Raw genomic sequence first — 26974 nt, forward strand, 5'->3', positions numbered from 1 at the left:
AACAGTGTTCCAGACCCTAGGATTTCTGCGGGTTTCGGGGTTTGGTTCGGCGGGCTCCCTCTCCGCCACTACACGCATGAAATCCGGCGGCTCGGCGATTTCTCGCTAGCCCGTCAGGCATGTGGCCAATCCTGGCGATTTGCTTTCGCCATCGCACGGTCGACCATGTGGTTGGTCTTGTCTTCGGTCAAAATTTGGCTTTGCCGGTTGGCCGGCCTGTTTCTTTGTCGGGCGACGTGCCACGTCCTTGCGCAACCCGTGCGAGGAGCAATGAGGCCGATCGGGTCCTGATCGAAAATGTGTCGCTGACTCGCCATTCGCCGATGCGGCAGATCGCCAGCGAATAGCCAGCAGTCTATCGGATTCTGCCAAGCTATATGCTTGGGCGAACGATGTCCTGACGAGCATTGTTCTACATGGTTCGGGTTGACTGCGAACCGTTTTGGTCGGAAATTATCTTCATCATTCTCTGAACCAAATATCACGCACGAATGCGCGATAATTTTCGGTGCCTTGTAATATTGAAAAATATTTATGAAGTAATTATATGACTTACCCGCGCGTTTCGATTTTGATCGGTAAGTAATGTTATGATAAAAGTGATTTAAATTGAAGCTATCAAGAATTTTAAACAGAAAATACCCGTTTTTCATTTACGTGTATTGTATAATATTGCAGCTTATTTTCGGGAACACCCAGAACGTAACCAAGCCGGCATAGCATTATTTCCATATTGCTTCGGAACCGATGCGGTATGTTGCACGATTAGCTGCGGACCATGCGGGTTCGACTAGGTTCGGACACCCAAGCCCATGCACGACTTCCATCAGGAAGTCTTGCACAAGCATTGAGCCAAATCCTGTCTGGTCGGATTTGGGCGGCGCTTCGATAGAAGCGTCGCCGCCATCGATGTGTAGACAAGTCGGAGAGACGTAATGGCAACGGCAATCGTCCCTCCCGGCACCGCCCGAAGCTCGCGCGGCACGACGCCGACCGGTACGCTCGATGCGCTCAACTTCTTTCTCGCCGATGTGCGCGACGGACTGGGTCCGTATCTGGCGATCTATCTGCTGGTGGTACGCGGGCCGTCGCATGGCTGGAACGAGGCGACGGTCGGGCTGGTCCTGACCATCGCCGGGATCGTCGGGCTGTTGTCGCAGACGCCGGCAGGCGGGCTGATCGACCGGGCGAAGAACAAGCCGCGCATCGTCATCGCCGCCGCGCTGCTGGTGACGGCGAGCAGCCTGTCGCTGCCGATCGTCTCCGGCTTCACGATGGTGACGATCACCCAGTCGATCGCGGCGGCGGCGGGTGCGGTGTTCGCCCCCGCCATCTCGGCGATCACGCTGGGACTGGTCGGGCCCAAGCTGTTCGCCAAGCGCGTCGGTCGCAACGAAGCGTTCAACCATGCCGGCAACGCGGTGTCAGCCGGGCTGGCAGGCGTGCTCGCGTGGTCGTTCGGACCGGTCGTCGTCTTCTGGCTGATGGCGGCGCTGACCGTCGCCAGCGTCGTGGTGTCGGCGCGGCTGAACAACGACGACATCGACAACGCCGTCGCGCGTGGCCTCGACTGCGAACCCGAGGAGGGGTGCGAGGAGCCGAGCGGGTGGAAGACGCTGCTCGAAAACCGCCCGCTGATGATCTTCGCGCTCGCCGCCTTCACCTTTCACCTCGCCAATGCGGCGATGCTGACGTCGGTCAGCCAGTTGCTGGGGCGCACCGTCGGCACCGACAAGGCGACGTCGCTGACCGCCGCGTGCATCGTCGCCGCGCAACTGGTGATGGTGCCGGTCGCGATCGTCGTCGGCCGCAACACCGAACGCTGGGGCACCAAGCCGATGTTCCTCGTCGCGTTCGGTTTCCTCGCGATCCGGGGCGCGCTCTACACCGTATCAAACGATCCGTGGTGGCTGGTCGGGGTGCAGGCGCTCGACGGGATCGGCGCCGGCATCTTCGGTGCGCTGTTCCCGGTGATCGTCGCCGATCTGACCAAGGGGTCGGGCCGGTTCAATGTCAGCCAGGGGGTGGTGTCGAGCGTCTTCGGGCTTGGCGCGGCACTGTCGGCGACGCTCGCCGGATCGATCATCGTGTGGGCGGGATATAGCGCCGGCTTCCTGACGCTGGCCGGTATCGCTGCCGTCGGCTTCGTCCTGTACCTGATCGCGATGCCGGAAACGCACAAATGACCCGGCCGGCGGTGCTGAGCTGGGTCCATATCGGCGACCTGCATATGGACGAGGCGAGCGGCTGGGAAAGCCGCGACCGGCTGGCGGCGATCGTCGCCGAGATCAACGACCATGTCGGTGACGGCGTGGATTTCGTCTACCTGCCCGGCGACAACGCAAACCATGCCACCGCCGAACAATATCGCGTGATAACCGATACGCTGGCGTCGCTGCGCCTGCCGTACCGCGTGATCCCCGGCGACCATGATTACGAAACGGTCGATCTTGCACGGTATGAGGCGGCCTTTCCGGCAGAAAACCGGCCAGAGGTGGAAGTGGTCGCCGGTCATCGCTGCATCTTCCTCGACATCGTGTCCGCCGGCGCGGGCGGCCCCGACTTCCGCCTGACCATGCACCACCGCAACCGCTTGCTGGCCGAACTGGCGCGAGCGGAGGCGGCGGGGCAGGTGCCGGTGGTGTTCATGCACGCCTATCCCGGCGACCTTGCGGCGGATGGCGAGGAGATCGCCCGCATCCTCGCCGATGCCCGTGTCGCGTTCGTCGATACCGGCCATACCCATTATAACGAACTGCTGAACGACGGCCGTGTCGTCTATGGCGCGACCCGGTCGACCGGCGAGATCGAGGAAGGCGACGGCCGGCCCGGCTTTTCGATCATCACGCTCCACGACCGCGTGCCGAGCTGGCGGTTCAAGGAAACGGGTGGCACTTGGCCGTTCGTGCAGATCGTCGCCCCCGCCGACATCCGGCTGGTGACGCGCCCCGCCGATCCGACGCAGGTGCCGCGCCCCGGCACGGTCGACATCGTCGCCAGGCTATTCGGCGATACCGGTGGCCCGGTGCTGCTGTCGGTCGACGGCGGCTCTGACACGCCGATGGTCGCGGCCGGCGAGGGCGGGCTGTGGTCGGCGGCGGTCGAACTGGCGGCCGGCGCGCACCGGATCGCCGTCACCGCCGGCGACGACCGCGACGTGATCGGGATATTGGTGCGCGGCGAGGCCGATATTCCCCGGCGCGGTGCGCCGATCGCTCCCGGCCGCGACCTCCACACCATTGGTGCATGGCCCGACCATGGCATCATGGGCACGCAACTCGGCCCCAACAAGAACGGACGACACTGGTGATCCTCGCGACCGGGGCGACCTGGGGAATCTGTGCGGCCGCAACCGCGGCGGTGATCGCGCGGCCGTTCCGCTGGCCCGAAGCGGTCTGGGCGCTGGCCGGTGCCGCCATGCTGCTGATCCTCGGCCTCCTGCCGGTGTCGGCGGCGCTGGGGGCGGTGGCGAAGGGTGGCGACGTCTATCTGTTCCTGATCGGCATGATGCTGCTGAGCGAGGTCGCGCGCGCCGAAGGACTGTTCGACTGGGTGGCGGCGACCGCCGCGATCCATGCGCGCGGATCGCCCACCCGGCTGTTCGCGCTGGTCTATGTCACCGGCATCGTCACCACCACCTTCCTGTCGAACGACGCGACCGCCGTCGTGCTGACCCCGGCGGTGTATGCCGCCGCGAAGAAGGCGAAGGCCGATCCGCTGCCGTTGCTGTTCGCCTGCGCGCTGATCGCCAATGCCGCCAGCTTCGTCCTGCCGATCTCCAATCCCGCCAACCTCGTGCTGTATGGCGGCAAGATGCCGCCGCTCGGGCAATGGTTCGCGTCGTTCGCTTGGCCGTCGCTGGCGGCGATCGGGGTGACGTTCCTCGTCCTGCGCTGGCTGGAGCGCGACCGGTTGGCGGGAACGTGCATCAGCACCGTCGAGCGCACGCCGCTGACGCTAGGGGGCAAGGCCGCGTTCGTCGGTATCGTCGCCACGGCGGCGGTGTTGCTGGTGGTATCGGCGCTCGACATCGAACTGGGGCTGCCGACCGCGATCGCCGGGATTGCGACGACGCTGGTCGTCTGCGCCATCGCCCGCTCGTCGCCGGTCACGTTGCTGCGCGACGTGTCGTGGAGCGTGCTGCCGCTCGTCGCCGGGCTGTTCGTACTGGTCGAGGCACTCGACCTGACCGGAGTGATCGGACAGGTCGCGGCGGCGCTGCGCGCGGCATCGTCCGATCCGGTCCGGGCAGCGGCGGTGTCGGGCACGATCCTCGCCTTCGCATCGAACCTGATGAACAACCTGCCCGCCGGGCTGGTCGCCAGTACCGCCGTGGCACAGGCGCAGCCGCCGCGGCTGGTGGTCGATGCGCTGCTGATCGGCGTCGACCTCGGCCCCAACCTGTCGATCACCGGTAGTCTGGCGACGATCCTGTGGTTGCAGGCGATCCGCCGCGAGGGGCAGGACGTCGGCTTCTGGCGCTTCCTGAAGGTCGGCGCCGTCGCGATGCCGCTGGCGCTTGTGGCGGCGCTCGGCACGCGGATCGCGCTGGGCTGACGCGACCACCCATCGGCGTGCCGGAGCGGCGCGAGTTGCCGCCAAACTGCCGTGTTTCCCGATCGCTTCGGTTCTTGTGCGGAATTACTGTCAGACGCCGGCCGGGTTCGGTCCGATCGACCCGCACGGTCGTGGCGTCAGGCTTCCGCTGCTGCCGAGTGACGAACCCCGCTGCCTCATGCCGGCCGCGTTCCTCAAGGGACGACGGGGCAGGGGTCGATCACGAACATCAGGCGACGGCCGCCGGTCGCCGCGATCGGTGGCGACCGGTGCAGGACGCTCGGCGGGTCGAGCAGCAGCCGGCCCTTGAACACTCCGACCGACCCGGTCGCGACATCGCGAACCGCGTCCGGTTCGTCGGCGTCGCACCACTGCGTCCCCGGCCCGGCATAGGTGCATAGCAGCCGCAGCGTGACGTAATCGGCGTGAAACCGGCGGCAGGAGTCGGTCTCGATCACGTCGAGCCGGACCCGCAGCCGGTCCTCGCCGGTCAGCGCGGCATGACGGGCGACGAGCATCGCCATATCCCGCCCCAGCACATCCGCGAGCATGTCGTCATAGCCGGCTGCCCGCAGGTCGCCGTCGAGCGCATCGCCCGCGCGGCAATCGAGACGGACGTCGTCGATCGTCGCATAGTCGAGCCCTTCGAGCGCATCGCGGAGCGCCGGGTCGAGTTCGCGCGACCAGAGCGCGAGCGCGGCTTCCGGCCGGGCGATCGCATCGAGCGCGGCGGCATCGGTGCCGGCGACGACCTGCCGGGGCAGCGTCGTCACGGTCATGCCGCCAGCTCCGGCTGCGGCTGGCCCCATTGCGGGAACGGGTCGGCAAGGTCCCGCCAGCGTTCGGGGGCGAAGCCGTCCGCCGCGACAAGACAGGCGTCGAGGCGATCGCGAATGCGTCCCTCATCCATGTCGATACCGATGAACACCAGTTCCTGCCTGCGATCCCCCCAGATGCCGTCCCAGTGGCGGGCGACGAATTCCTCGAACCGGCCGTCGTCGGGCCAGTGGTGCTTGGGGAGGGCGGCCCACCACTTGCCCATGCGCGACGTCGTCGTCTGGCTGCCCGCCACCGCCAGTTCACCGACCCAGTCGGGGCGGGTCGCCAGCCAGAAATGCCCCTTGGCCCGCACGACATGGTCGAGCCCGCCATCGGTCAGGAAGCGGTGGAATTTCGCCGGATCGAACGGGCGGCGCGCGCGATAGACGAAGCTTTCGATGCCATATTCCTCGGTCTCCGGCTGATGCTGCGCATAGCCATAGAGTTCCTTGGCCCATAGCGGGTGGCGCGACGCCGCTTCCTCGTCGAACCGGCCGGTCGCCAGCACATGGTCGAGGGCGACCCGGCCATGATCGGCGGCAACGATCAGCGCATCGGCGTTGAGGCTGGCGACCAGCTTTTTCACGATCGCCAGTTGCTCGGGAGAAACCGACGACGCCTTGTTGACCACGACGACATCGGCGAACTCGATCTGTTCGACCAGCAGCCCGACGAGGCTGCGATCATCCTCGTCGCCCATCGCCGCGCCGCGCTGGGCAAGGAAATCCTGGCTCGAATAATCGGCGAGCAGGTTCACCGCGTCGACCACCGTCACCATCGTGTCGAGCCGCGCGACGTCGCCGAGCGACACGTCCTCCTCGTCGCGGAACGAGAAGGTCGTGGCCACCGGCAACGGTTCGGAAACGCCGGTGCTTTCGATCAACAGATAGTCGAACCGTCCCGCCTCGGCCAATGCGCGCACCTCGGCCAGCAGGTCGTCGCGCAGCGTGCAGCAGATGCAGCCGTTGGTCATCTCGACCAGCGCCTCCTCCGACCGCGACAGCGCCGCCTCGCCGCCGCGGACGAGGTCGGCGTCGATATTCACCTCGCTCATGTCGTTGACGATCACCGCCACCCGCCGTCCCTCGCGATTGGCGAGAATATGGTTGAGCAGCGTCGTCTTGCCCGCCCCCAGAAAGCCCGACAATACGGTAACGGGGAGGCGGCGGTCCACGGCGGCAGAGATACCCATAGCGATAGTCCAGATAGTAATGTTACAACATTACATAACGGATGGATCGACCGCTGTCCACGCCGACGATCACCGGACAGGTTCAATCGCGGTGGGGCACGACGTCCCGATATACCGCGCGATAGGCCGCCGCCTGTCGGTCCAGCCCATGGTCCGCAACCCGCTGGCGCGCCGCGCTGCCGAGGCGGTGTCGCAGGTCGGGCGAGGTCGCCAGTCGCTCGATCGCCTCCGCCAGCGCGCGCGGGCTGCGGCGGGGGACGAGCAGGCCGGCATCGCCGACCAGCGCCGGGATGCCACCCACCGCCGAGGCGACGATAGGCAGGCCGGCGGCCATCGCCTCGATCAATGCCACCGGCGTACCTTCATGATCGGACGGCAGAACGAAGCCGTCGAGCCGGCCGAGAAACCCCGCGACATCATCGACCGCGCCGAGCAGCATGACGTCGAGCCCCGCGCCTGCCTGACGGATCGTGTCGTCGGCGGGGCCATCGCCGGCGATCAGCAACCGGTAGCGTTGACCCCGCCGATCGAGCAGGCGCAACGCTGCGATCAGGTCGCCGTGCCGCTTGACCGGGTGAAGCCGGGCGACGATGCCGAGCGTGAAGCCGCCGTCGCCGACCCGCTGCACGCCGGCGAAGCGGGCAAGATCGATCCCCGGCGCAATCACGCGGACCGGACGCCCGGCCCAGCGAAAGCGGCGGGCGAGATCGTGCGAAACGGCGGTGATCGCAGCGCTGCGGCGAAGCCCGGCCGCGATCGCCGGAAGCCAGCGCCAGCCGCTGCCCAGCGCGACATGCAGCGTCGTCACCACCGGCACGGCAAGCCTTGGCAACAGCGCGGCGGTGACATGGCCATGTGCATGGACGACGTCGATCCGCTCCGCCGCGATCGTTTCGTGCAGCGACCGGGCGAAGGTCGCGGACCGCCGATCGAGCGCAACGACCGGGGCCTCCGGTTCGACAACCGCGCCGGTCGCCGCGTCGAAGGTGACGATGACCGGCATCACCCCGTGGCGCGGCGTGGTTCGGCAAAGATCGGCCACGATCCGTTCACGTCCGCCCACCGCCATATGTGGCAGGACGTGCGCGACGCGGATCACGTTCGGGCGAGCCGATCGGCCGCGTCGCGGCGGTATTTGCGGAACGACGGGGCGTGCTTCTCGACCCGTGCGCCCGCCTCGCAATGGCAATTGGGGCAGTTGAGCTGGAACGCATCGCGTGCCGCGCGATGATGTTCGGGGGTGTAGAGGATCTCCGCCAGCCGCTTCTCGTGCAGATTGCCAAGCGGGAAGGTGACGTAGCAGAGCATCACCGACCCGTCGGCGCCGACCCACAACAGCTTGCGGGCATCGCACGGGATGCGCATCCCCTGCTGCTCCATCGCCCAGTCGGCGAAGGCGGCGATCGCCGGGGCGGACTCGGTCAGCAGGTCGGGCTCGGCCGCCTTCAGCTTCAGCAGATGGTCGATGACGCGGTCGATCGCCGGCTTGTCCTCCGGCCGGAACTGCAACTCGCGCTCCGGCCCCTCCTGAAAATAGGGCAGCGAGTAATGGACGACGTCGACATGCACCTTGGCCTGAAACCGCCGGGCAAAGGCGATCATGTCGTCGACCGCCTGAAGATTCGCCGAACGCCGGCTGAGCAGGAAGTTTATCTGAATATCGAGCTCGTCCGGCCCGAACATCGCGCGGGTATTTTCGAGGCTCTCGACGAACCGGGCATAGCGGCCCGGCCGCTGGACATACTCGTCGAACGCACCATCCTGCCCATAATAGCCGATCGTCACCTTGCGCAGCCCGGCGGCGTGAAGGTCGGCGATCTTGCGGTCGAGGATCAGGGCGTTGGTCGTCATGTAGCAGCCGACGCCCAGCCGGTTGGCGGTTTCGACCATGCGCACCACGTCGGGATGGAGCAGCGGCTCGCCGCCATAGAGCCGCACCGCCGGCACCTTGGCGACGGCCGCATCCTCTAGCAGTTTCTCGACGATTTCGAACGGCAGTTGCGCGCCGGGCATGAAGTCGCGCCCGTATTTGCACCCCTGACATCGCAGGTTGCAGTGCGCGGTGATGGCGATCGTGATCTTTTCGGTGTTGGCGCGGATGGTCTGCGGCCAATGGGCGGCGAGCGATGATCGCATCCGTTCGGACACGCGATACCCCGCCTTCAACGTCGGTGCGGTCGCGGGAAGGGCTTTGGCCAGCGAACGTGCAAGCGTCTCGATCGTCATTGTCGGAACCTCCAGTATTGGCGACGGTATACGGTCGGAAGGTTGACGGTATCTTGCGTTGTCGGCCATGGCGGCGGCGCATTGTCGACGGACAGGCGCGTTACCGCGACGCCTTCCATGATTTCCTCGAACCGGACAGCCATCATGCCCAGCATTCTTCCCGGCAGACGGACGTTACTCGGCTGCGTCGCGGCGGCCGCATTGTGTCAGCTCGTGCCGGCCCCGGCGACCGGCGGGCAACGTGCCGGCGGCGTGCCTAGCGCGCTGACGACATGGCTCGAACGGCCGGCGGCCGAACGGGCGATCGATGCGCCGGTCCTCGCGCGCCCGCTCGACCGGGCGGCGGCGGCACGGGCGTTGTCGCTGCTCTCGGCGGCGCGGTTGCGGACCGTCGCCGAGGCGGGGCGCGCGGCGATCGATGCCAAGGCGATCACGCTGGATGGCCGGACGCTGCGCTGGGAAAGCCGGACCTTCGGCAACGCTCCCGCCGGCAGCCGCAGCCTGTGGATCTCGCTCCATGGCGGCGGCAATGCCCCGGCGGCGGTCAACGACCAGCAATGGCGTAACCAGATTCGCCTCTACGAACCGGCGGAGGGCATCTATCTGGCGCCGCGCGCACCGACCGATACGTGGAACCTGTGGCATGAGCCGCATATCGATCCGCTGTTCCAGCGGCTGATCGACTATCAGGTCGCGGTCAACGGCGTTGATCCCGACAAGGTGTATCTGCTGGGCTATTCGGCCGGGGGCGACGGCGTGTGGCAGCTCGCGCCGCGCATGGCGGACCGCTTCGCGGCGGCGGCGACGATGGCGGGCCATCCCAACGAAGCCCGGCTCGAACCGGTGCGCAACCTGCCGTTCGCGATCTTCATGGGCGGGGCCGATGCCGCCTACGACCGCAACCGGATCGCCGCCGAGAAGAGCGCCGAGCTCGCAGCGCTGCGCCGTGCCGATCCGGGTGGCTATGTCGGGCTGTCGCGCATCTATCCCGGATTGCCGCACTGGATGAACCGCAAAGACGCCGAGGCGCTGCCGTGGATGGCGCAGTTCCGCCGCGACCCTTGGCCCAAACGCATCGTGTGGGTGCAGGACGATGTGACGAGCGACCGCTTCTACTGGTTGCAGATTCCACCGGGTGCCAAGGTCGCCGCCGGGGACCGGATCGTTGCCACCGTCACCGGACAGACCATCGCGCTGACCGGCGCGGTCCCGGCGGGAACGACGCTGCGCCTGTCCGACCGGCTGCTCGATCTCGACCGGCCGGTCACGGTGACGATCGATGGCCGCCGGGCGTTTCACGGGCGGGTGCCGCGCACCGCGCGGGCGATGTGGCTGTCGCTGCTCGATCGTGCCGATCCGGCGAGTGCCGCCAGCGCGCTGCTGCCGCTCAAATAACGAAAAGGCCCGCCGCGAACCAGTCGCGGCGGGCCTGTCCGGTAGCGCAGGATCAGAAGTTCAGGCCGATCCCGGCGACGACGTTGCGACCGAGCAGGTCGTAGCGGAACACCGTGTTGGTGCGCAGCAGGCCCAGCAGGTTGCGCGAGTTCGGCACCAGCGGCGGATCGGTGTCGAACACGTTGTTGACCGACAGGCGGAACGTCATCCGCTTGGCGATTTCGAACGCGAAGGCGACGTCGATGTAGTCATAGGCATCGATCCCGCCATAGGTCGTGCGGCGGTCGGCGGCGGTGAACGGAATGCCCAGATCGGTATCGGTGACGTTATAGGTCACCGTGGTCGGCGCGGTATGCCGCCAGTTGACCGACGTGTTGAACACGTTGTCGGCGGTCGTCCAGGTGGCGCGCATGTTGTGCGTCCACTTGGGCAGGCTCTCGCCGCAGAACGGCCCGTAATAGCCTACGCAGTTGCGATCGGCGAGTTCGGGGGCGTCCTGGTTGCCGACCTTGGTGGCGAGCGATCCGTTGAACGACAGGTCGATCCGGCCCGCTTTGCCGAGCGAGCGGCCATATTGGCCTTGGAAGTCCCAGCTATGGAACGACGACTTGAAGGCGTTGGTCAGCCCCTGTGCGAAGAAGCCGGTTGTCGGATTGTCCGCTGCCGGGCTGAACAGCGTGAAGGTGCCCGGATTGCGCACCACGCCACGGCAGTAGAAGTCGGTCTGGATGCTCAGACAGCCGTTCAGGAAGTCGTTGGCGGCGTAGTAATTGATCGAATCCTCAAGGTCGACGAGGATGCGATCGACCGACACGGTCAGGCCCGGCAGGAAGCGCGGACGCAGGATCATGCCGAACGTCTTGGTATAGGCGGTTTCCGGGGTCAGCCCGAAGCCGCCGTTGCGGATCGTGCAGGCGTCGTCGGGGCAGCTCAGCGTCCGGCTGCCGTACAGATTGTCGGGCAGCCCGGTCGCGCGGCACTGGGCGATCGTCGCGGTCGGTGCGCGGAAGTTGTTGGGGTTGCTCGGGTCCGGCGTGCTGGCGCACGGATCGTTGCGCGAACCGATGTTGTTATAGACGATGTTGCTCGCCGAATCGGCCTGGGTCACGCTCGGTGCGCGCTGCGCCTTGTTGTATGCGCCACGGAAACCGATATCGGGAATCGGCGACCAGATGCCTTCCAGTTTCCAGGTGTTGAACGTGCCGCGCAGGCGGTTGTACTTCGATACGCGGTAGCCGGCGTTGAACTGGAGCAGTTCGGTCCATGGCCGGTTCTCGATCAGCGGCGCCTGCAACTCGGCGTTCACTTCGACGATGTTCTGCGTGAAGCGGGCGTCGGTGCCGCCGGCCGCCGCACGGAACGCGGCATTGGCGGTGTTGGTCTGCTTCTCGGCGCGGAACTCCCCGCCGAAGGCGACCGCGACGCCCTGTTCGGCGAGCGGCGAGGTGATGCCGTATTTGCCGAGATCGCCGCTCAGCGTGGCCAGCGCCTGCCACATCTGCGGGCTGCTGGTTTGCGACGTGTTGGAGAAGTTCACTGGTCCGACCGCGAAATAATAGGCGTTGACCGCCGGATCGCTGTTGTACGGGATGAAGGCGTTGAACGGTACGCAGGCAGGATCGCTGCCGTTGATGACCGAGCGGCACGTCGGCACGCCGTTGACCAGCGTCACGTCGAGCGAGCGGTTCACCCGGTTGAAGTCGGGATTGGCGAGGCCGAAGCTGGTGGTGTTCAGCCGCGACAGCACGCCCGCCACGTCATAGTTCCAGTTGTCGTCCAGCACCTGTCCGCGCAGACCCGCCGTGACGCGGAAGCCCTTGTTCACGAAGCGCGCGTTCACCGGCGGTGCGCCGTCGAAGCGATAGCGCAGGTCGATCGGTGCATAGGTAGCGGTGCCCGCCGCCGCGCCGCAGATCGTCGTCGCCTGCGACGCCGACAGATAGGGGTTGTTGCAGGGCAGCGAATACGGCGTCGAGCCATAGGCGCCGAAGTTCAGCGTCCGGTTGAGCTGCGGGTTGCGCGACTTGTCGCGATAGAACAGCGCCGACGAATAGAGTTCGATGTCGTCGGAAATCCGCGCGGTCAGGAAGCCGCCGGTGTTGATCCGCTCGAACTCGCGCTGGAAGCTGAAACCGTCGAACGGATTGGCGGCGGTGTTCGGCCCCGAATTGATCGGGACCAAGGTCCGGTTGCCGGTCGGGCTGTTGACCAGCACGCGTCCGCGATTGGCCCCCGATTGCGGGATGATCGTGCCGTTGGGGGTGAAGCTGGCGATCGAGCAGGCGAGCGGCCCGTCGCGGGTCGGCTGGGTCACTTCGCAGGCGGCATAGGACCGGTCAGCCGTGCGCACGAGGTCCGACTGGCGATAGTTGACGAAACCGGTGATGTTCACCGCGCTGTCGAACAGGTTCTTGCCGAACGACACGGTGATGTTGCTGCGCCCGCCGTCGTTGGCGGTGCCGGTGCGCGCCGGGAAGAACGCGCGGCCGGCGGCGTCGGTCACGGCGTTGGCGCGGTTGTCGTGGTTGTAGAAGCTGTAGTTGGCGTCGAGCCGCACCCCGTCGAAATTCTTCTTCAGGATGAAGTTGACGACGCCCGAGATCGCATCCGATCCGTACACCGACGACGCACCGCCGCTCAGCACGTCGATCCGTTCGACCAGCGCGCTGGGGATGATGCTGGTATCCATCTGGTTGACCAGACCCAGGCGAAGCCCGTCGACCAGCGACAGCGTGCGCTCGAAGCCCAGGCTGCGCAACTTGATCCGCTGCGCGCCGTTCGAATCGGCGTAGTTCTGTTCGGCGTTGGGCTGGATCTGCGGAAGGCGGTTCAGCACTTCCTCGATCGTCGTCGCGCCCTGTGCCGCGATCTCGGCGGCGGTCGTGGTCACGATCGGTGCGGCCGACTTGTTGTTCGGACGGACGATGCGCGTGCCGGTGACGATGATCGTGTCATCGTTCCGCTGCCCCGAATTGTCGGTGGCGCGGGTATCCTCCAGCTTGGCATCGGCGACCGGATCGCCGGTAGTCGTCTGTTCTCCGGTCGATCCGACCTGCGCGACCGCGGGAAACACCATTCCCGTCGCCAGCACTGTCGACAATAGCGACAGTATCACCGTACGTTTCATTCCCACCATTCCTTCCCTGTTGGTATTACAGCACTTTTTAGTGCGTTCCTGTCAAAGCGCTCGTCGGACGCGGTCCGGTGTCGAAGTCTTGCGACCGCGAACCCGGCTGACCGCGTGACGCCGGCTCTGGCCGGTCGTTCGATCGACGAGTGACATCAGAACGGGGCTGGATTTGATTGCCGCGAACAAAGTCGGCGGTTCGCAGCAATGGAACCGGTTCCGGCAGCATCGTATCGCGTGGCGAATAGAATTATGCTCAAAATCATTCCCCCCGAAATGTCCAGCCCCGGGCGGAACCTGCGTGTTTCGCAGAACTTTTCAATTGTAAAATGCTACGTCACCTAGAAAAAACGTCATTTTGTATAAATGATGCGGAACTGTCACCTTCCGCTATGCTATTGTTAGCGTACGCACCAACCCGTGCCGCCTGCCGGTGGCCCACGCCGACCCCCAAGAGGAACCGCATGGTATCGCCCTTGCTCACCGTGCTGCTCGCCGGAGCGCTTCAGGCCGCCCCGCCGCAGCAGCCGGCCGAAGGCGAGATCGTCGTTACCGCCGCGCAACGCGACGCGATGCGCGAAACCGCGCGCCGGGTGGAGGCGGTGCTTCCCCCGACGACCATCGATCAGCCGCTGGCGCGGTTTACCGATCCGATCTGTCCGGGGGTGGTCGGCCTGTCGCGTGAAACCGGGCAGGCGATCGTCGACCGGATCGGCATCGTTGCCGACGGCATCGGCTTGCGCATCGGGGCACCGGGATGCGACCCCAACGTCCTGCTGATCGTCACCGCCGACGGGCGCGCCATGGTGCGCGGCCTGATGACGCGGCGCACCGCCAACCTGCGCGCGCAGACCCTTGCCGACATGCGCCGTATCCTCGGCGAGCCGGGCGGCGCGCGCGGCTGGGTGGAGTGGGAGACGCGCAGCCGCGACGGCGAACGTGCGACCGTGAGTGGCGACGGACCGCCGACGCTGGAGGTGCAGGGGGCCAGCCGGCTGGCGAACGCCTTCCGCCGCGACATCGTCAGCGCGGTGGTGGTGATCGATACCGCCGCCGCCACGACCCGGTCCCCGCTGCAGATCGCCGATTACGTGGCGATGCGCGCGCTGGCCGACGCCCGCCCCGGGCGACGGATCGAGGCGGAATCGATTCTCGCCGCGTTCGCTCCCGGCGACGGGCAGGCGACACCGGACACGCTGACCCCGTTCGATCGCGGTATCCTGCGCGGGCTCTACAGCGGGCAGGGTAATGTAACCGCCGGAATGAAGCGCGCGACGATGGTGCGCGCGATCCTCGATCCCGGCGGTGGCGAGGCACCCGGCGGCTAAGGCGAACCGCCGGTGCTTGCCCGTCATCGTCAGGATCGTCGGTAGGTTGGCGGATCGATCGACAGGACGAGGCGGCGGCCGTCGCTGGCGGCGATCGGCGGCGGCCAATAAAGCACCTCGGGCGGGTTCAGTAGTTCCCGGCCCCTGAACCCGCCGGTCGCGCCGGTCGGCACCTCGCAGATCGCATCCGGCCCATCGACGCAGCATCATTGCGTGCCGGGACCGACATAGATGGGTTCAGGCCCAGCGTGCGGCAGCCGGTGTGAAAGCGGCTACCCGCATCGGTTTCGATCAGGTCGAACCGAACCCTTAACCGGTTCTCGCCGGTCAACGCGGCACGACGCCGGACGAGCAGGGCGGTACCGACCGATCGGTCCGCATCGACCTCGTCCGACAGATCGCCGATGCTCGCCAAGTCGATCGTCGCGATCACCGCCCGCACCGGGCCGGGCGATACGATCAGGGCTGATACGGCAGCGATGACTGGTGAAGGACGATCCGCACCTTGCCATCGCCGCATTCCTTGAACACGAAGCTCTTGTTCACGAAGATGTGGCTGTCGTCGGCGCCGATGAAGTGGACGTTGCACTGCACGATGGCGATGTCGCCGTGCAGGACATAATCGAGCTTGTTGTACCACACCTTGACCCATGGTTTGAGCTTGAACCCCTTGTCATCGGGGAACTCGGGATCGCCACCGACGAAATAGGACAGCGCACCGGCCTTTGTCGGGCGGAAGGTCTGCGCACCATGGGTCAGGGTCGGCTTGAACAGCACCTTGCCCGCGCCATAGTCGTAATTGTCGCTCAATACCTGGGTCGCGAACGCATGGACGTCGCCACTGTCGCTGTGGACCTTGCCGACCGCGACGACATTGTCGCACCACGTCTGCAACGTCGCATGCACCATCTGATCCGTAAACATTCCGTTCGCCTCTTCGTGCATGACCTTCGGACCAGCAACAGGTAGAGGATATAATATTACACTGTATTGGCGAAGTGTGAATAATCGTTTCCGGCACGGGGAAGGCGCGGACCGTGTCGACCTGTCCCGCGCCGGCCCGGCCGGTCAGCGCTTCGGCGGCTCGAACAACCGGCGCAGGAACACCGTCTCGACCTCGCGGCGCAGGTCGTTGTTCGGTTTCTTCTGGAAGCCATGCCCTTCGTCGGCGAACAGCACATACCATGCCTCATTGCCCCTGGCGCGCAGGCTGGCGACCACTTGGTCGGACTCGGATTGCGGCACGCGGGGATCGTTGGCGCCCTGCATCACCAGCATCGGCTTCGTGATCCGGCCGACATCGGCGACCGGCGAAATCCGCGTCAGCACCTCGCGCATCGCGGGCACGCGCTCGTCGCCATATTCGGCGCGGCGATTGTCGCGGCGATAGGCTTCGGTGTTCTGGAGAAAGGTGATCCAGTTGCTGATGCCGTACCGCTCGACCCCGCCGACCAGCCGGTCGGAATAATGCGTCATGACCGCAAGGCTCATATAGCCGCCATAGGACTGGCCATAGACCGCGACCCGCTTCGCATCGAGGCCCGGCTGGCGCGCGATCCAGTCGAGCAGCGCGCCGATGTCCTTCACCGAATCCTCGCGCTTCTCGGCATTGTCGAGGTTCAGATAGCGCCGGCCATAGCCGTCGCTGCCGCGGACGTTGGGCAGGATGACCGTCGCTTTGAGTACATCGGCGAAATATTGCGCGCCATAGTTCCAGCCGGGGCGGGTCTGCGCTTCCGGACCGCCATGGATGTCGATGATGACCGGGGTGCGCGTGCCGGGAGCTACGTCCTTCGGGCGATAGACGAACGCCGGGACCGACAGCCCGTCGAACGAGAGGAAGCGGATCAGCTCGGGTTCGACCAGTTTCGCGGGGTCAAGATCGCCCAGTTCCGACATCGTCCAGCGGGTCAGCGTGCCATCGGCCACGCCCCAGCTCCACACGTCGCCCGCCGAGGTCGCCGACGTCAGCCCGATCGCGAGGTTGCTGCCATTCCTCGAGAAGCGCAGCGCGGTCAGCACGCCCTGCGGCAGTTTCGGCTGTGGCAATGCGCGGCGGGTGATCCGGTCCTGCACCACCACCCGCGACAGCCCGTCCTCGTTCACCGAATAGGCGAGCACCCGGCCATCGTCGGTCAGGTCATAACTTTCGACGTCCCATTTGAGGCCGGGAGTCAGCACCGTCCGCTTGCCCGTGGCCAGGTCGATCTCGACCAGGTGCCGCGTGTCGCTGCCCGCATCGGAAATGGCGATCAGCCGCTTGCCGTCGGGCAGGTAGCGCGGATCGTTATAGAGCGCCGGCGGGGCATCGGCGGCGATGCGGCGCGCCTTGCCGGTGGCGATGTCCAGTTCGAACAACTGGTCCTCGCGGTTCGACAGGCTGCGCACGAAGATCAGCCGCGATGCGTCGGCGGCGATGGCCGCCGGCGCGACGGCCCCGTCCGCGCGATAGAGCACTCGCGCCGCGCCGCCGGCCTTCGGATCGGCGGCGAGGATCGAATAGGCGGCGCTGCCCTTGGTCGCCTGCGACCACGCCAGCAGCGTGCCGTCCTTGCTGAACACCGGATTCTCGTTGCGCGTCCCCGCCTCGGTCAATTGCCGCGCCGGCCCGGTCAGCCCGCGCGCATAGAGCTGGAACCATTCGTCGCCGCCGGTGTCGCGGGTCAGCACGAAACGGTCGGTGCCGGGGATCACCATGGCCCCCGCCACCGGCTCGGCCCCGAAGGTCAACTGGGTGCGGCCCCCGCCTGGCCGCGCGACGTGATGGAGCTGCTGGGTCGAACCGAACCGGGTGGCGATCAGCATCGACCCGTCGGGCAACCAGTCCTCGAACTGCGCGGCGCGGCTGTTCTGATAGCGCTGGACCGCCTCGCGCACGTCGCCCGGAATGTCGGGCACGCCCGACAGGGTGGCGCTGCCCACCTGCCGCTGCGGGGCGGTCTGGGCGGAGACGCCTGCGGCAAGGGCCAGCAGGCTGATCGAAAGCGCGATGGGTTTCAGCATGGCGCGATCATCGGACAGCACCGGTGACGGCGTCAAGCGGTCCGCATACGCGGCGTGGCGTCGAGGCGCATGGATCGACTATAGCCCTGCCATGGTTCGCGTATTCTTCCGCTTCTGCACGGCGTTGCTGACGCTTGCGGCATCATCGCCCGCCCTGGCCCAGCAGGGCGGGTTCGACCTGACCGGCCCGCAACTGACGATCACCGTCGGCCGGGGCGACGCCACGCTGCCGCTGACCGCCGTGCCGTCGCTCAAGCCCGGCGACCGGCTGGTCGCGCGGGCGGAGCTGCCGGCGGACCAGTCGGCACGCTATCTGATGGTCGTCGCCTTCCTGCGCGGCGCGACCAATCCGCCGCCCAAGCCATGGTTCTTCCGTGCCGAGACGTGGAAGCCCAAACGCAGCACGCTGACCCTGAGCGTGCCCGAAGGCGCCGAACAGGCGATCGTGCTGATGGTGCCCGATGCCGGCGGCGGCTTCGACGCGGTACGCGATGCCGTACGCGGTAGGCCCGGCATCTTCGTGCGGGCGGCGCAGGATCTCTATCAGGCGTCGCTCGACCGGGCACGGCTCGACACCTTCGTCGCCATGGTCGGGTCGATCGGCGAGCGTGCTCCCGAACGGCTGGCATCGGTCGCGCCGGTCCTGGCCGACGCGCTGCGGATCAAGCTGAATGCGGAATGCCTGACGCGCCAGCGGGCGTTGCAGGCGGCGTGCCTGATGCAGGATCGCAGCGCGACGATCCTTCAGGCCGGGCGGGGCACTAGCTTCACCGAAACGCTGACCGGCGCGCCGGTGAACCTCGCCTATGGCGTTGCCGCGACGCGCGAGGGCGGGGCGGGGTTCTACAGCCCCTATATCGGCCTCGCGCGTGATCTGGCGCGGCTGTTCGGCGCGTTTCAGAGCGCGCAATATCAATATCTTCCCGCGCTGACGACGGGCAGCGGCGATCGGATGACGCTGCAACTGAACGCCGCGCCTTCGTTTCAGAATCCGCGATCGGTGCTGGTGGCACCGCTGCCGCCGATCGGCCCGGCGATGCCGCCGCTGTTCCGGGCCGGTGCGACCGCCCCGGTCTGCCTGACCCGGCCCGATGCGGTGCTGACGCTCGACGATGCGTCGTTGCTGTTCGCGACCGATTACACCCAGGATCTGACGCTGCGGATCACCACCACCAACGGGCAAAGCGTTGACGTGCCGATGGTGCGCGACGTGGAACGTGGCGGCGTTCGCGCCACATCGGGAATGCCGGCGATCGCCGGGCCGGTCACGGGCGGCGTGCTGCAAGGGCGCTGGGGCTTCGATCGCTTCACCGGGCCGCGCCTTGCGGTGCAGGCCGATGCCGCCGGTACGTGGCACGCCGAGCCCGACGCCTCGGTGGTCGTCGGTCGCGAATCGCCGCTGACGTTGCGTGGCGGAGCATCGGCGTGTGTCGCCGGCCTCGCGATCGTCGCGGGCGACGACACGATCCTGCCGGTCGAGTGGAAGGCCACCGCACCCGACGAACTGCGCGCGATGTTGCCGCTGGGCAAGGTCCGGCCGGGTCCGCTGACGCTCCGGATCGCGCGCTACGGCGTGGCCGATCCGGTCGCGCTCGCCCTGACCGGCCGGGTCGAGGCGAGCCGGCTGGATCGCTTCACGGTCCATGCCGGCGACCGCGACGGGGTGCTGACCGGGCAACGGCTGGATCAGGTCCAGTCGCTCGATTTCGCCGGGCGGCGCTTCGTGGCGGGTGTGTTGACGCGCGGCGCGAAGGGCGACCGGCTGGTCCTGCAAGCCGATGGCGCGATCGACGGTGGCCAGAAGGCGACGACCGCGAAGGTGCGGCTGCGCGACGAGCGGACCGCCGGCGTCGACGCGACGCTCGCCCCACAGCGTCCGTCGCTCGCCGTCATTGGTCGGGACGTGACGGTTCGGCCGGTGGCGGGAACGTTGCCGCTGCGGCTGCCCGACGGGATCGTGCCGGTCGATGCGACGCTGCGCTTCTCGCTGCGGGTCGACGGCGGCGTGACCGGCGATGACACGATCGAGATCGCCGGCGCGGAGGGAAGGACCGTATCGCTCGATTTCGCGTCGGGCGGGGTACAGCGGATCGGCAGTGACGTCGTCGTTGCGTCGATCGTGCCGCAGGCGTTGCTCGGGCCCGACGCGGCGGGGCCGCTCAGGGTCCGGGTCCGGCGCGGGGAGGCGGCGGGGGACTGGCGGCCGTTGGCGCAGGTCGTCCGCCTGCCGGCGATCACCGGCGTGACCTGTGGCGCGAGCGGCGGGTGCGTGCTGAGCGGACGCGACCTGTTCGTGATTGCGGCGGCGGGCGATCCGGCCGATCCGCAGCGGATGACGATGGTGCCGGCCGGGTTCGTCGGATCGTCGATCACGCTGCCGGCGCCGTCGGGAAGAACGGTCGCGCTGCGGCTGCATGACGCGCTCGACACGCCGGTAGAGCTCGAACGGCCCGCCGGCAGCTAACCGACGGCCCCGCCAAGACAGGCGTCGAGCCGGTCGGCGGTGCCGGCGGGAACATGCAGGCCGAGCTTGCTGCGGCGATACAGGATGTCCTCCGCCGTCCGCGCCCATTCGCTGCGGACGAGGTAATCGACTTCGGCGCGATATAGCCCGCCGCCGAAATCCTGCCCCAGATCGTCCAGCGTCCGCGCCTGCCCCAGCAGCCGGTCGACCCGCGACCCATAGGCACGCGCGAGGCGGCGCAGCAGCGGTTCGGGCAGTGCTGGATAACGATCGATGACCCCTGCCACAAATCGATCGAAATCGGCGAAATCGCCGCCGGGCAGCGCGCTCGCTCCGGTCCATGGTCCGCCCGCGTCGCGAAAGAACGGCGCCAGATCGCGCATCGCCTGTTCGGCGAGACGGCGATAGGTGGTGATCTTGCCACCGAACACGCTGAGCAGCGGTGCGTCGACACCCCCGGACCCGGCATCGAGATCGAGCACATAATCGCGCGTGACCGCCGAAGCATTGGCGGCATGGTCGTCGTAGAGCGGACGGATGCCGGCATAGCTCCACACGATGTCGCCTTCCGCCACGGTCCGCGCGAAATAGCGGTTGATGGTGCCCAGCAGATAGCGGGTTTCCTCCGCGCCGATCGCCGCCTTTGCCGGGGCACCGGTCCATGGCAGATCGGTCGTGCCGATCAGGGTGAAGCGCCCTTCATAGGGGATCGCGAAGACGATCCGGCGATCGTCGTTCTGGAGCATGAACGCATGGTCGCCGTCGTAGAGGCGCGGCACGACGATGTGGCTGCCCTTGACCAGCCTGACGCCACGATCGGCACGCGCGCCACCGATGCGGCCGATTACGTCGGCGACCCACGGTCCGGCGGCATTGACCAGCGCCGTGGCCCGGACGATCCGCGCGCCGCCGTCGGACCGCAGCGTCGCGACCCAGCCGTCGCCCTCGCGCCGCGCATCGATCAGCGTTGTGCGGGTGGCGATCGTCGCCCCCCGTTCGGCGGCGTCGAGCGCGTTGAGCACGACCAGACGGCTGTCCTCGACCCAGCAATCGGCATAGACGAACGCCTTGCCGCGCCGCTCGCGCAAGCCCTTGCCCAGCGGCGAACGGTCGAGCCGGACGGTGCGTGTCGCCGGCAGCGTTTTCCGCCCGCCGAGGTGATCGTAGAGGAACAGCCCCAGCCGGACCATCCACGCCGCCCGCGGGCTGTGCGTCTGCGGCAGGACGAACGACAATGGCCAGATGATGTGCGGGGCGATGGCCAACAGCCGCTCGCGCTCGATCAACGCCTCGCGCACCAGCCGGACCTCGCCATATTCGAGGTAGCGCAGGCCGCCGTGGATCAGCTTGGTCGAGGCGGACGAGGTATGCGCCGCCAGATCGTCCTGCTCGACCAGCAGCACCGACAGGCCGCGCCCGGCGACATCGCGCGCGATGCCGGTGCCGTTGATCCCACCGCCGACCACCAGCAGGTCGAAGCGTTCGGTATCGTCCTGCGCCATCGTGGTCCTTGACCCCCTGCCGTGCCGGTGATCGAACGAAACGACCGCCCGGCGCGTTCCGGCGGGTGAAGGGAGAGCGCAGGTGGCGTCGCATCTATTGGTCGTCGATCAGGGGACCACCTCGACCCGCAGCATCCTGTTCAATGCGGCGGCCCGCCGCATCGCCATCGCGCAAACCGAATTCACGCAACATTATCCCGCACCCGGCAGGGTCGAACATGATCCGGAGGAAATTTGGCGCGACGTGGTGGCGACCGCGCGCGAGGCGATCGCGACCAGCGGGGTGCCGGTGGCATCGATCGCCGCGATCGGCATCACCAACCAGCGCGAGACGGCGGTGGTGTGGGACCGCGCGACCGGTGTGCCGATCCACCGCGCGATCGTGTGGCAGGACCGGCGCGGGACCCCGCAATGCCAGCAGCTTCGGGCCGACGGTGCCGAGGACATGATCCGCGAGCGCACCGGACTGATCGTCGACCCCTATTTTTCCGCCACCAAGATCGCGTGGCTGCTCGATCATGTGCCGGGCGCGCGGGCGCGGGTCGAGCGCGGCGAACTGGCGTTCGGGACGATCGACAGTTTCCTGCTGTGGCGGCTGACCGGCGGCAGGTCCCACGCGACCGATGCGACCAACGCCAGCCGGACGATGTTGTTCGACATCCACCGCCAGTGCTGGGACGAGGAATTGTGCCGGCTGCTGCGCGTGCCGATGGCGCTGCTGCCCGAGGTTCACGACAATGCGCATGGGTTCGGCACGACCATGCCCGACCTGTTCGGCCGCGCCATCCCGGTCGCCGGCATGGCGGGCGATCAGCATGCCGCGCTGTTCGGGCAGGCCTGTGTCGACAAGGGCATGGCCAAGTCGACCTATGGCACCGGCTGTTTCATGCTGCTCAACACCGGCGATACGGCGGTCGCGTCGCGCCACCGGTTGCTGACCACCCCGGCCTATCGGCTGGGTGGCCGGACCACCTATGCGCTGGAAGGATCGATCTTCATCGCCGGCGCGGCGATCAAATGGCTGCGCGATGGCCTTGGCGTCATCACCCACGCCAGCCAGACCGACGATCTGGCGACGCAGGTGCCCGACAGCCACGGCGTCTATATGGTCCCGGCGTTCGTCGGGATGGGCGCGCCCTATTGGGAGCCGGACGCGCGCGGCGCGATCTTCGGGCTGACGCTCGGCGCGACCGCCGCGCACCTTGCCCGGGCGGCGCTTGAATCGGTCGCCTATCAGACGATGGATCTGACACAGGCGATGGTGGCCGATGGCGGTGGGCAGCCGGCGAAGCTGCGGGTGGACGGCGGCATGGCGGCGAACGACTGGCTGTGCCGCTTCCTCGCCAACATGATCGGCGTGCCGGTCGAACGCCCCGCCGATCTGGAGACGACCGCGCGCGGCGCGGCGTTCTTCGCGGGGCTGGCGACCGGCGTCTGGTCGGGACTCGGTGACATTCGGGCGTTGTGGGCGCGCGAACATTGCTTCGACCCAGCGATGAGCGCCGACGAGCGCGCGCCACTCGTCGCCGGGTGGCGCGACGCGGTGCGCCGCACGCTTGGTTAACTGGTCTGCGGCAGCGCGGCCAGTTCGCCGCTCTCCCGGCCCTTGCGGCCATAGAACAGCTCGAACAACGGGCTGGCCATCATCGTCGTCACGATCGCCATCAGCACCAGCATCGAGAACAGCGTCGGGCCGATGATGCCCTTTTGCAGCCCGATGTTGATGATGATGAGTTCCATCAGCCCGCGCGAGTTCATCAGCGCGCCGATGCCCAGCGCCGTGCGATTGTCCTCGCCCGACAGGCGCGCGGCGAGATAGCAGGCACCGCCCTTCGCCAGAATCGACGCGACGAGGATGCCGAACGCGATCAGCAGCAGCCCCGGCGAATTGACCATGTCCATCCGCGTGTTCAGCCCCGAATAGGTGAAGAACATCGGCAGCAGCAGCACGACCGTCAGCGGTTCGAGCTTGCGGCGGATTTCCTCCGTCAGCAATCCGCGCGGCATCACCGCGCCGAGGATGAACCCGCCGAAGATCGCATGAATGCCCACGACGTCCATCAGGAACGCCGAGACGCAGAAGGCGATCATCACCAGCGCGAACACCGGAATGCGCAACTCCCCGTCGCGCTCGACCATGCGGGCGAGCGGGGCGAGCAGCCGTGGTCCGGCCAGCAGCACGAACAGCGCCCATGCCAGCCCGCCGCCGATCGCGAGGATCGCGACGCCCGCGCCCCCGCCAAACGTGGCCAGCACAATCGCCAGCACGCACCACGACACGGCATCGTCGAACGCCCCGGCGGTCAGCGACAGCGTGCCGAGCGCGCTGTCGGCAAGGCCGCGTTCGTTGATGATCCGCGCGAGCATCGGAAAGGCGGTCAGCGCAATGCACGCGCCGAGGAACAGCGTGGCGTTCGACTGGCTGATGCCCGGCGTGAACAGGTCGGGCACGCCGAGCAGCATCGGCGTGATGAGGACCGCGATGCCGAACGGCGCAACGATCCCGGCCAGCGACACGAACGACGCGCTGCGTGCCTTCGACTTGAAATGATCGAGCCGCAGCGTCGTGCCGACGAGGAACATGTACAGGCCGACACCCAGTTGCGCGCCGGCATACAGGACGTTCTTCGTTTCCTTCGGGAAAATCGCCGCCTGAAGATCGGGCGAGAACAGCCCCAGCAGCGAGGGGCCGAGCACCACCCCGGCGATCATCTCGCCGACCACCTGCGGCTGCGCCAGCAGCTTCTTGCCGAGCCAGCCGACAACACGGCAGGCAATGAGGATGACCGCGAGTTGCAGGAAGAAATGGACGCTGAAATCGCCCGGCGCATAGCTTTGCGCGGTGGCGGGTATCGCCGGCCCATGCGCCGACAATAGTCCCGATGCCGTGCGTCCAAGGCTGTCCAGCCAGTCGTTCATTCCTGTTCCTCCCCCATGACGGCCGGCCGTCTGCGGACCGTATCGGGCGCTTACACGCACGGCACGCGATCGATGCAATAGGCCGTTCGGATCGACGGCCATGATTTTCGCCGACGGGCGGGCGATCGTTGTACCGGTGCCACAAGATAGGTACGTACCTACATATCTTGCGATCGATACGGGGCATTTCGCCATGAAACTGCTGTCCAGCCGGGCGTTCAATCAGGACGTCAGCCATGCCAAGCGACTCGCGCAGGACGGTCCGGTGGTCGTAACCGATCGTGGGCGGCCGACGCATGTGCTGGTCGGTATCGACCTGTTCCGGCACCTGTCGGGGCAGGGCGACGGCATCGTCGAGGCGCTGGCGATCGACGAGGCGATCGCGACCGATCCCGACTGGCGGGCGATCCGGGGACGGGTGCCATGATCCTGCTCGACACCGATGTGCTGTGGGAATTGCGCCACGTTAGCAGCGGCCGGGGTGATGCGGCGGTCGCGGCATGGGCGGTGGGGCAGTCGCGCGCCGACCTGTTCGTGTCCGCGCTGGCGCTGGCCGAACTGGGGGCAGGGGCACGATCGATCGAACGCGCGGACAAGGCGGGTGCGGCGGCGCTGCGGCGCTGGGCGGACGGGGCGGTGCGGCGCGCGTTCGACGGGCGCATCCTGCCGGTCGATACCGGGGTGGCGATGCGGGCGGCGACGCTCGGCTATGCCAACATGGTCGACGGGCTGATCGCCGCCACCGCGCTCGAACAGGGGCTGACGCTTGCGACCGGCAATCCCGCCGCGTTTCGGATGGGCAAGGTGCGGACGGTCAATCCGTGGCGCTATACGCCCGCGCCGGGCGAGCTGCCCGCCGACGACGGCGACTGGCGACAGGCATCGCGCGGGCGCGCGACATGGCTCAGGAACCTGTTCGCGCGGGGATAGCCGGCAGTCCGCGCAATCCGTCGACCAGCACGCGATGCGGCGGCAGGTCGCGCACCGCATGGTCGCCATAGCTGCGGATACGGGCGAACAGCCGCTGCGCCTCGGCATGCTGTGCCGCGCCGCCCGGCGGCGGCACCGTCGCGAAGCCCATGCCGTACAGGATATATTGATAGTTGAAGAAGGCGAAGGTTTCGGTGTCGACCGGAAAGTCGAACCGGCTGGGCGGGCGATGCCGCCACTGGTCGAGCAGATCGGTCAGTCGTGGCGACCAACTGGCAGGATCGGCATTGTCGCGCCAGAACGGCTCGGTCCGGTCGCTGAGGCAATAGTGCAGCTTCAGAAAATCGACGATCCCCGCGAAGCGCGCTGCCATCACTGCATTGAACCGCCCGGCCGGGGCATCGACCGGCCCGGCATGCGGCAACAGTTCGGCGATCATCGCCGCCGCCGCCTCGATCAGCACGACGCCGGTCGATTCCAGCGGTTCGAGGAACCCGGCCGACAGGCCGACCGCGACGCAATTGCCAACCCATTGTCGCGGACGCCAGCCGGCGTCGAACGTCAACCGGCGTGGCGTGACCCCGTCCGCCGCCGGCCCCAGATAGGCGCGCAACAACTGGGCGGCGCGATCGTCGTCGATATAGCGGCTAGCATAGACGCAGCCGATGCCGCGCGCGCCCGACAGGCCGATGTCCCAGATCCAGCCCGCCTCGTGTGCGGTCGCGATCGTCGTGCTCTCGATCGGGGCGTCGGGATCGCCGCAGGGCAGCTTGCAGGTCAGCGCCCGGTCGGTGAACAACTGGTCGGCCACCGACCGGAACGCCGCGCCGGGCAACCGGCCGATCAGTTCGGCGCGAAAGCCGGTGCAGTCGACGAACAGGTCGGCGTGGAGCGGTCCGGCATCGGTATCGATCCGCTCGATCGTGCCGTCGTCATTCTGGACCACGTCCGCGATCCGCCCCTCGACATGGGTGACGCCCGATGCGCGGGCGCGATCGGCGAGGACGCCGGCCAGCCGCACCGCGTCGAAGTGATAGGCATAGGCGAGCGGGCCGTCGAAATCCTCGTCGCCGGGCTGTTTGGGCGCGCGGTTGGCGGCGGCTACCGGATGCTGGATCGTCACCGCCTGCGCGAACGGCGGGCGGGTCGCGGGATCGGCGCGCAGCCAGTGCGCGACCAGCCGGTCGGCGGGGAAGGGCGGCTCGAACGGATGATAATAGCGGTGCGGCACCGCTCCGCCGCGCCGCCATCCGTCGAAGCGCACGCCCTGCTTGAACGTCGCTCCGGCGGCGGTGACGAACTGCGCCTCGTCGATGCCGAGGAAGCGGAGCGTTTCGCGAATCGTCGGGAAAGTGCCTTCGCCGACGCCGATGATGCCGATGCCGGGCGATTCGAGCAGGGTGATCCGCACCGAACTGCCCAGCGCCCGTGCCAGATAGGCGGCGGTCAGCCAGCCGGCGGTGCCGCCACCGACGATCGCGATGCGTCTCTCTGCGCCCATACCCGCAGGTC

20 protein-coding genes are annotated in these 26974 nt (G+C 67.4%); 9 read left to right on the plus strand and 11 right to left on the minus strand.

What is annotated here, in order from left to right:
- Positions 1–113 precede the first annotated feature (113 nt).
- Complete coding sequence (locus tag LRA89_RS12840; RefSeq protein WP_230770739.1) at positions 114–653, minus strand: hypothetical protein; 540 nt, start codon at positions 651–653, stop codon at positions 114–116.
- A 282-nt stretch (positions 654–935) separates the two neighbouring features.
- Here LRA89_RS12840 and LRA89_RS12845 point away from each other — a divergent pair, with 282 nt between their 5' ends.
- The 3 genes from LRA89_RS12845 to LRA89_RS12855 are packed head-to-tail and all read left to right on the plus strand — an operon-like array spanning position 936 to position 4557.
- Entirely contained in the window at positions 936–2186 is a 1251-nt protein-coding gene (locus tag LRA89_RS12845; protein ID WP_056497273.1) for an MFS transporter, read from the plus strand.
- Positions 2183–3310, plus strand: a complete 1128-nt coding sequence (locus LRA89_RS12850) for a metallophosphoesterase family protein (RefSeq protein WP_230770742.1) — start codon at positions 2183–2185, stop codon at positions 3308–3310. The genes LRA89_RS12845 and LRA89_RS12850 overlap by 4 nt, the downstream gene beginning before the upstream one ends.
- A complete protein-coding gene (locus LRA89_RS12855; RefSeq protein WP_230770743.1) occupies positions 3307–4557 on the plus strand; it encodes an arsenic transporter in 1251 nt (416 codons plus the stop codon). The genes LRA89_RS12850 and LRA89_RS12855 overlap by 4 nt, the downstream gene beginning before the upstream one ends.
- Before the next feature lie 194 nt (positions 4558–4751).
- On the opposite strand, the gene LRA89_RS12860 is transcribed toward LRA89_RS12855, so the two are convergent.
- The 4 genes from LRA89_RS12860 to LRA89_RS12875 form a co-directional block, all read right to left on the minus strand.
- Complete coding sequence (locus LRA89_RS12860; RefSeq protein WP_230770745.1) at positions 4752–5336, minus strand: DUF1826 domain-containing protein; 585 nt, start codon at positions 5334–5336, stop codon at positions 4752–4754.
- Complete coding sequence (locus LRA89_RS12865) at positions 5333–6568, minus strand: GTP-binding protein (RefSeq protein ID WP_230770747.1); 1236 nt, start codon at positions 6566–6568, stop codon at positions 5333–5335. Before LRA89_RS12865 ends, LRA89_RS12860 begins: the two co-directional genes overlap by 4 nt.
- A gap of 82 nt (positions 6569–6650) precedes the next feature.
- Positions 6651–7667, minus strand: coding sequence for a glycosyltransferase (locus LRA89_RS12870; RefSeq protein WP_230770748.1), 1017 nt, complete (start codon positions 7665–7667; stop codon positions 6651–6653).
- A complete protein-coding gene (locus tag LRA89_RS12875; RefSeq protein WP_230770751.1) occupies positions 7664–8794 on the minus strand; it encodes a radical SAM protein in 1131 nt (376 codons plus the stop codon). Before LRA89_RS12875 ends, LRA89_RS12870 begins: the two co-directional genes overlap by 4 nt.
- A 144-nt stretch (positions 8795–8938) precedes the next feature.
- Between LRA89_RS12875 and LRA89_RS12880 the strand changes: the two genes are divergently transcribed.
- Complete coding sequence (locus LRA89_RS12880) at positions 8939–10189, plus strand: dienelactone hydrolase family protein (RefSeq protein ID WP_230770753.1); 1251 nt, start codon at positions 8939–8941, stop codon at positions 10187–10189.
- 52 nt (positions 10190–10241) lie between these two features.
- Here LRA89_RS12880 and LRA89_RS12885 read toward each other — a convergent pair whose 3' ends face one another.
- On the minus strand, positions 10242–13316 hold the full coding sequence (locus LRA89_RS12885) for a TonB-dependent receptor domain-containing protein (protein ID WP_230770755.1): 3075 nt from the start codon (positions 13314–13316) through the stop codon (positions 10242–10244).
- A 464-nt stretch (positions 13317–13780) separates the two neighbouring features.
- Here LRA89_RS12885 and LRA89_RS12890 point away from each other — a divergent pair, with 464 nt between their 5' ends.
- The gene (locus LRA89_RS12890; protein WP_230770757.1) at positions 13781–14644 is read left to right on the plus strand and encodes a hypothetical protein; all 864 of its coding nucleotides are present in this window, start codon (positions 13781–13783) and stop codon (positions 14642–14644) included.
- Positions 14645–15103: 459 nt separating this feature from the next.
- Here LRA89_RS12890 and LRA89_RS12895 read toward each other — a convergent pair whose 3' ends face one another.
- Complete coding sequence (locus LRA89_RS12895) at positions 15104–15568, minus strand: hypothetical protein (protein ID WP_230770759.1); 465 nt, start codon at positions 15566–15568, stop codon at positions 15104–15106.
- 144 nt (positions 15569–15712) lie between these two features.
- A complete protein-coding gene (locus LRA89_RS12900) occupies positions 15713–17647 on the minus strand; it encodes a S9 family peptidase (protein WP_230770761.1) in 1935 nt (644 codons plus the stop codon).
- 91 nt (positions 17648–17738) lie between these two features.
- On the opposite strand from LRA89_RS12900, the gene LRA89_RS12905 reads away from it, so the two are divergent.
- Positions 17739–20111 carry a hypothetical protein gene (locus tag LRA89_RS12905; RefSeq protein ID WP_230770763.1) on the plus strand — a complete coding sequence of 791 codons (2373 nt, stop codon included), beginning with the start codon at positions 17739–17741 and terminating at the stop codon, positions 20109–20111.
- Here LRA89_RS12905 and LRA89_RS12910 read toward each other — a convergent pair.
- Entirely contained in the window at positions 20108–21613 is a 1506-nt protein-coding gene (locus LRA89_RS12910) for a glycerol-3-phosphate dehydrogenase (RefSeq protein ID WP_230770765.1), read from the minus strand. The two genes, LRA89_RS12905 and LRA89_RS12910, sit on opposite strands and share 4 nt — an antisense overlap.
- 82 nt (positions 21614–21695) lie before the next feature.
- Between LRA89_RS12910 and glpK the strand changes: the two genes are divergently transcribed.
- On the plus strand, positions 21696–23177 hold the full coding sequence (glpK, locus tag LRA89_RS12915; RefSeq protein WP_230770767.1) for a glycerol kinase GlpK: 1482 nt from the start codon (positions 21696–21698) through the stop codon (positions 23175–23177).
- Here the strand turns inward: glpK and LRA89_RS12920 are convergent.
- On the minus strand, positions 23174–24532 hold the full coding sequence (locus tag LRA89_RS12920) for a cation:proton antiporter (protein ID WP_230770769.1): 1359 nt from the start codon (positions 24530–24532) through the stop codon (positions 23174–23176). The genes glpK and LRA89_RS12920 overlap by 4 nt on opposite strands.
- Positions 24533–24725: 193 nt before the next feature.
- On the opposite strand from LRA89_RS12920, the gene LRA89_RS12925 reads away from it, so the two are divergent.
- Positions 24726–24959, plus strand: a complete 234-nt coding sequence (locus LRA89_RS12925; protein WP_230770771.1) for a type II toxin-antitoxin system prevent-host-death family antitoxin — start codon at positions 24726–24728, stop codon at positions 24957–24959.
- The gene (locus LRA89_RS12930) at positions 24956–25462 is read left to right on the plus strand and encodes a PIN domain-containing protein (RefSeq protein ID WP_230770773.1); all 507 of its coding nucleotides are present in this window, start codon (positions 24956–24958) and stop codon (positions 25460–25462) included. Before LRA89_RS12925 ends, LRA89_RS12930 begins: the two co-directional genes overlap by 4 nt.
- On the opposite strand, the gene LRA89_RS12935 is transcribed toward LRA89_RS12930, so the two are convergent.
- Complete coding sequence (locus LRA89_RS12935; RefSeq protein ID WP_230770775.1) at positions 25437–26963, minus strand: tryptophan halogenase family protein; 1527 nt, start codon at positions 26961–26963, stop codon at positions 25437–25439. The two genes, LRA89_RS12930 and LRA89_RS12935, sit on opposite strands and share 26 nt — an antisense overlap.
- Between the last annotated feature and the right edge of the window lie 11 nt (positions 26964–26974).

Source organism: Sphingomonas sp. Leaf4, assembly GCF_920939515.1.
GTDB lineage: Bacteria > Pseudomonadota > Alphaproteobacteria > Sphingomonadales > Sphingomonadaceae > Sphingomonas.

Bases quoted from the DNA above. Each gene is read 5' to 3' on its own strand.
- LRA89_RS12910 (WP_230770765.1), bottom strand. From the start codon at position 21,613: ATGGCGCAGGACGATACCGAACGCTTCGACCTGCTGGTGGTCGGCGGT.
- LRA89_RS12895 (WP_230770759.1), bottom strand. From the start codon at position 15,568: ATGTTTACGGATCAGATGGTGCATGCGACGTTGCAGACGTGGTGCGAC.
- LRA89_RS12885 (WP_230770755.1), bottom strand. From the start codon at position 13,316: ATGAAACGTACGGTGATACTGTCGCTATTGTCGACAGTGCTGGCGACG.
- LRA89_RS12930 (WP_230770773.1), top strand. From the start codon at position 24,956: ATGATCCTGCTCGACACCGATGTGCTGTGGGAATTGCGCCACGTTAGC.
- LRA89_RS12865 (WP_230770747.1), bottom strand. From the start codon at position 6,568: ATGGGTATCTCTGCCGCCGTGGACCGCCGCCTCCCCGTTACCGTATTG.
- LRA89_RS12900 (WP_230770761.1), bottom strand. From the start codon at position 17,647: ATGCTGAAACCCATCGCGCTTTCGATCAGCCTGCTGGCCCTTGCCGCA.
- LRA89_RS12860 (WP_230770745.1), bottom strand. From the start codon at position 5,336: ATGACCGTGACGACGCTGCCCCGGCAGGTCGTCGCCGGCACCGATGCC.
- LRA89_RS12905 (WP_230770763.1), top strand. From the start codon at position 17,739: ATGGTTCGCGTATTCTTCCGCTTCTGCACGGCGTTGCTGACGCTTGCG.
- LRA89_RS12880 (WP_230770753.1), top strand. From the start codon at position 8,939: ATGCCCAGCATTCTTCCCGGCAGACGGACGTTACTCGGCTGCGTCGCG.
- LRA89_RS12935 (WP_230770775.1), bottom strand. From the start codon at position 26,963: ATGGGCGCAGAGAGACGCATCGCGATCGTCGGTGGCGGCACCGCCGGC.
- LRA89_RS12850 (WP_230770742.1), top strand. From the start codon at position 2,183: ATGACCCGGCCGGCGGTGCTGAGCTGGGTCCATATCGGCGACCTGCAT.
- LRA89_RS12890 (WP_230770757.1), top strand. From the start codon at position 13,781: ATGGTATCGCCCTTGCTCACCGTGCTGCTCGCCGGAGCGCTTCAGGCC.
- LRA89_RS12840 (WP_230770739.1), bottom strand. From the start codon at position 653: ATGAAAAACGGGTATTTTCTGTTTAAAATTCTTGATAGCTTCAATTTA.
- LRA89_RS12920 (WP_230770769.1), bottom strand. From the start codon at position 24,532: ATGAACGACTGGCTGGACAGCCTTGGACGCACGGCATCGGGACTATTG.
- LRA89_RS12875 (WP_230770751.1), bottom strand. From the start codon at position 8,794: ATGACGATCGAGACGCTTGCACGTTCGCTGGCCAAAGCCCTTCCCGCG.
- LRA89_RS12845 (WP_056497273.1), top strand. From the start codon at position 936: ATGGCAACGGCAATCGTCCCTCCCGGCACCGCCCGAAGCTCGCGCGGC.
- LRA89_RS12925 (WP_230770771.1), top strand. From the start codon at position 24,726: ATGAAACTGCTGTCCAGCCGGGCGTTCAATCAGGACGTCAGCCATGCC.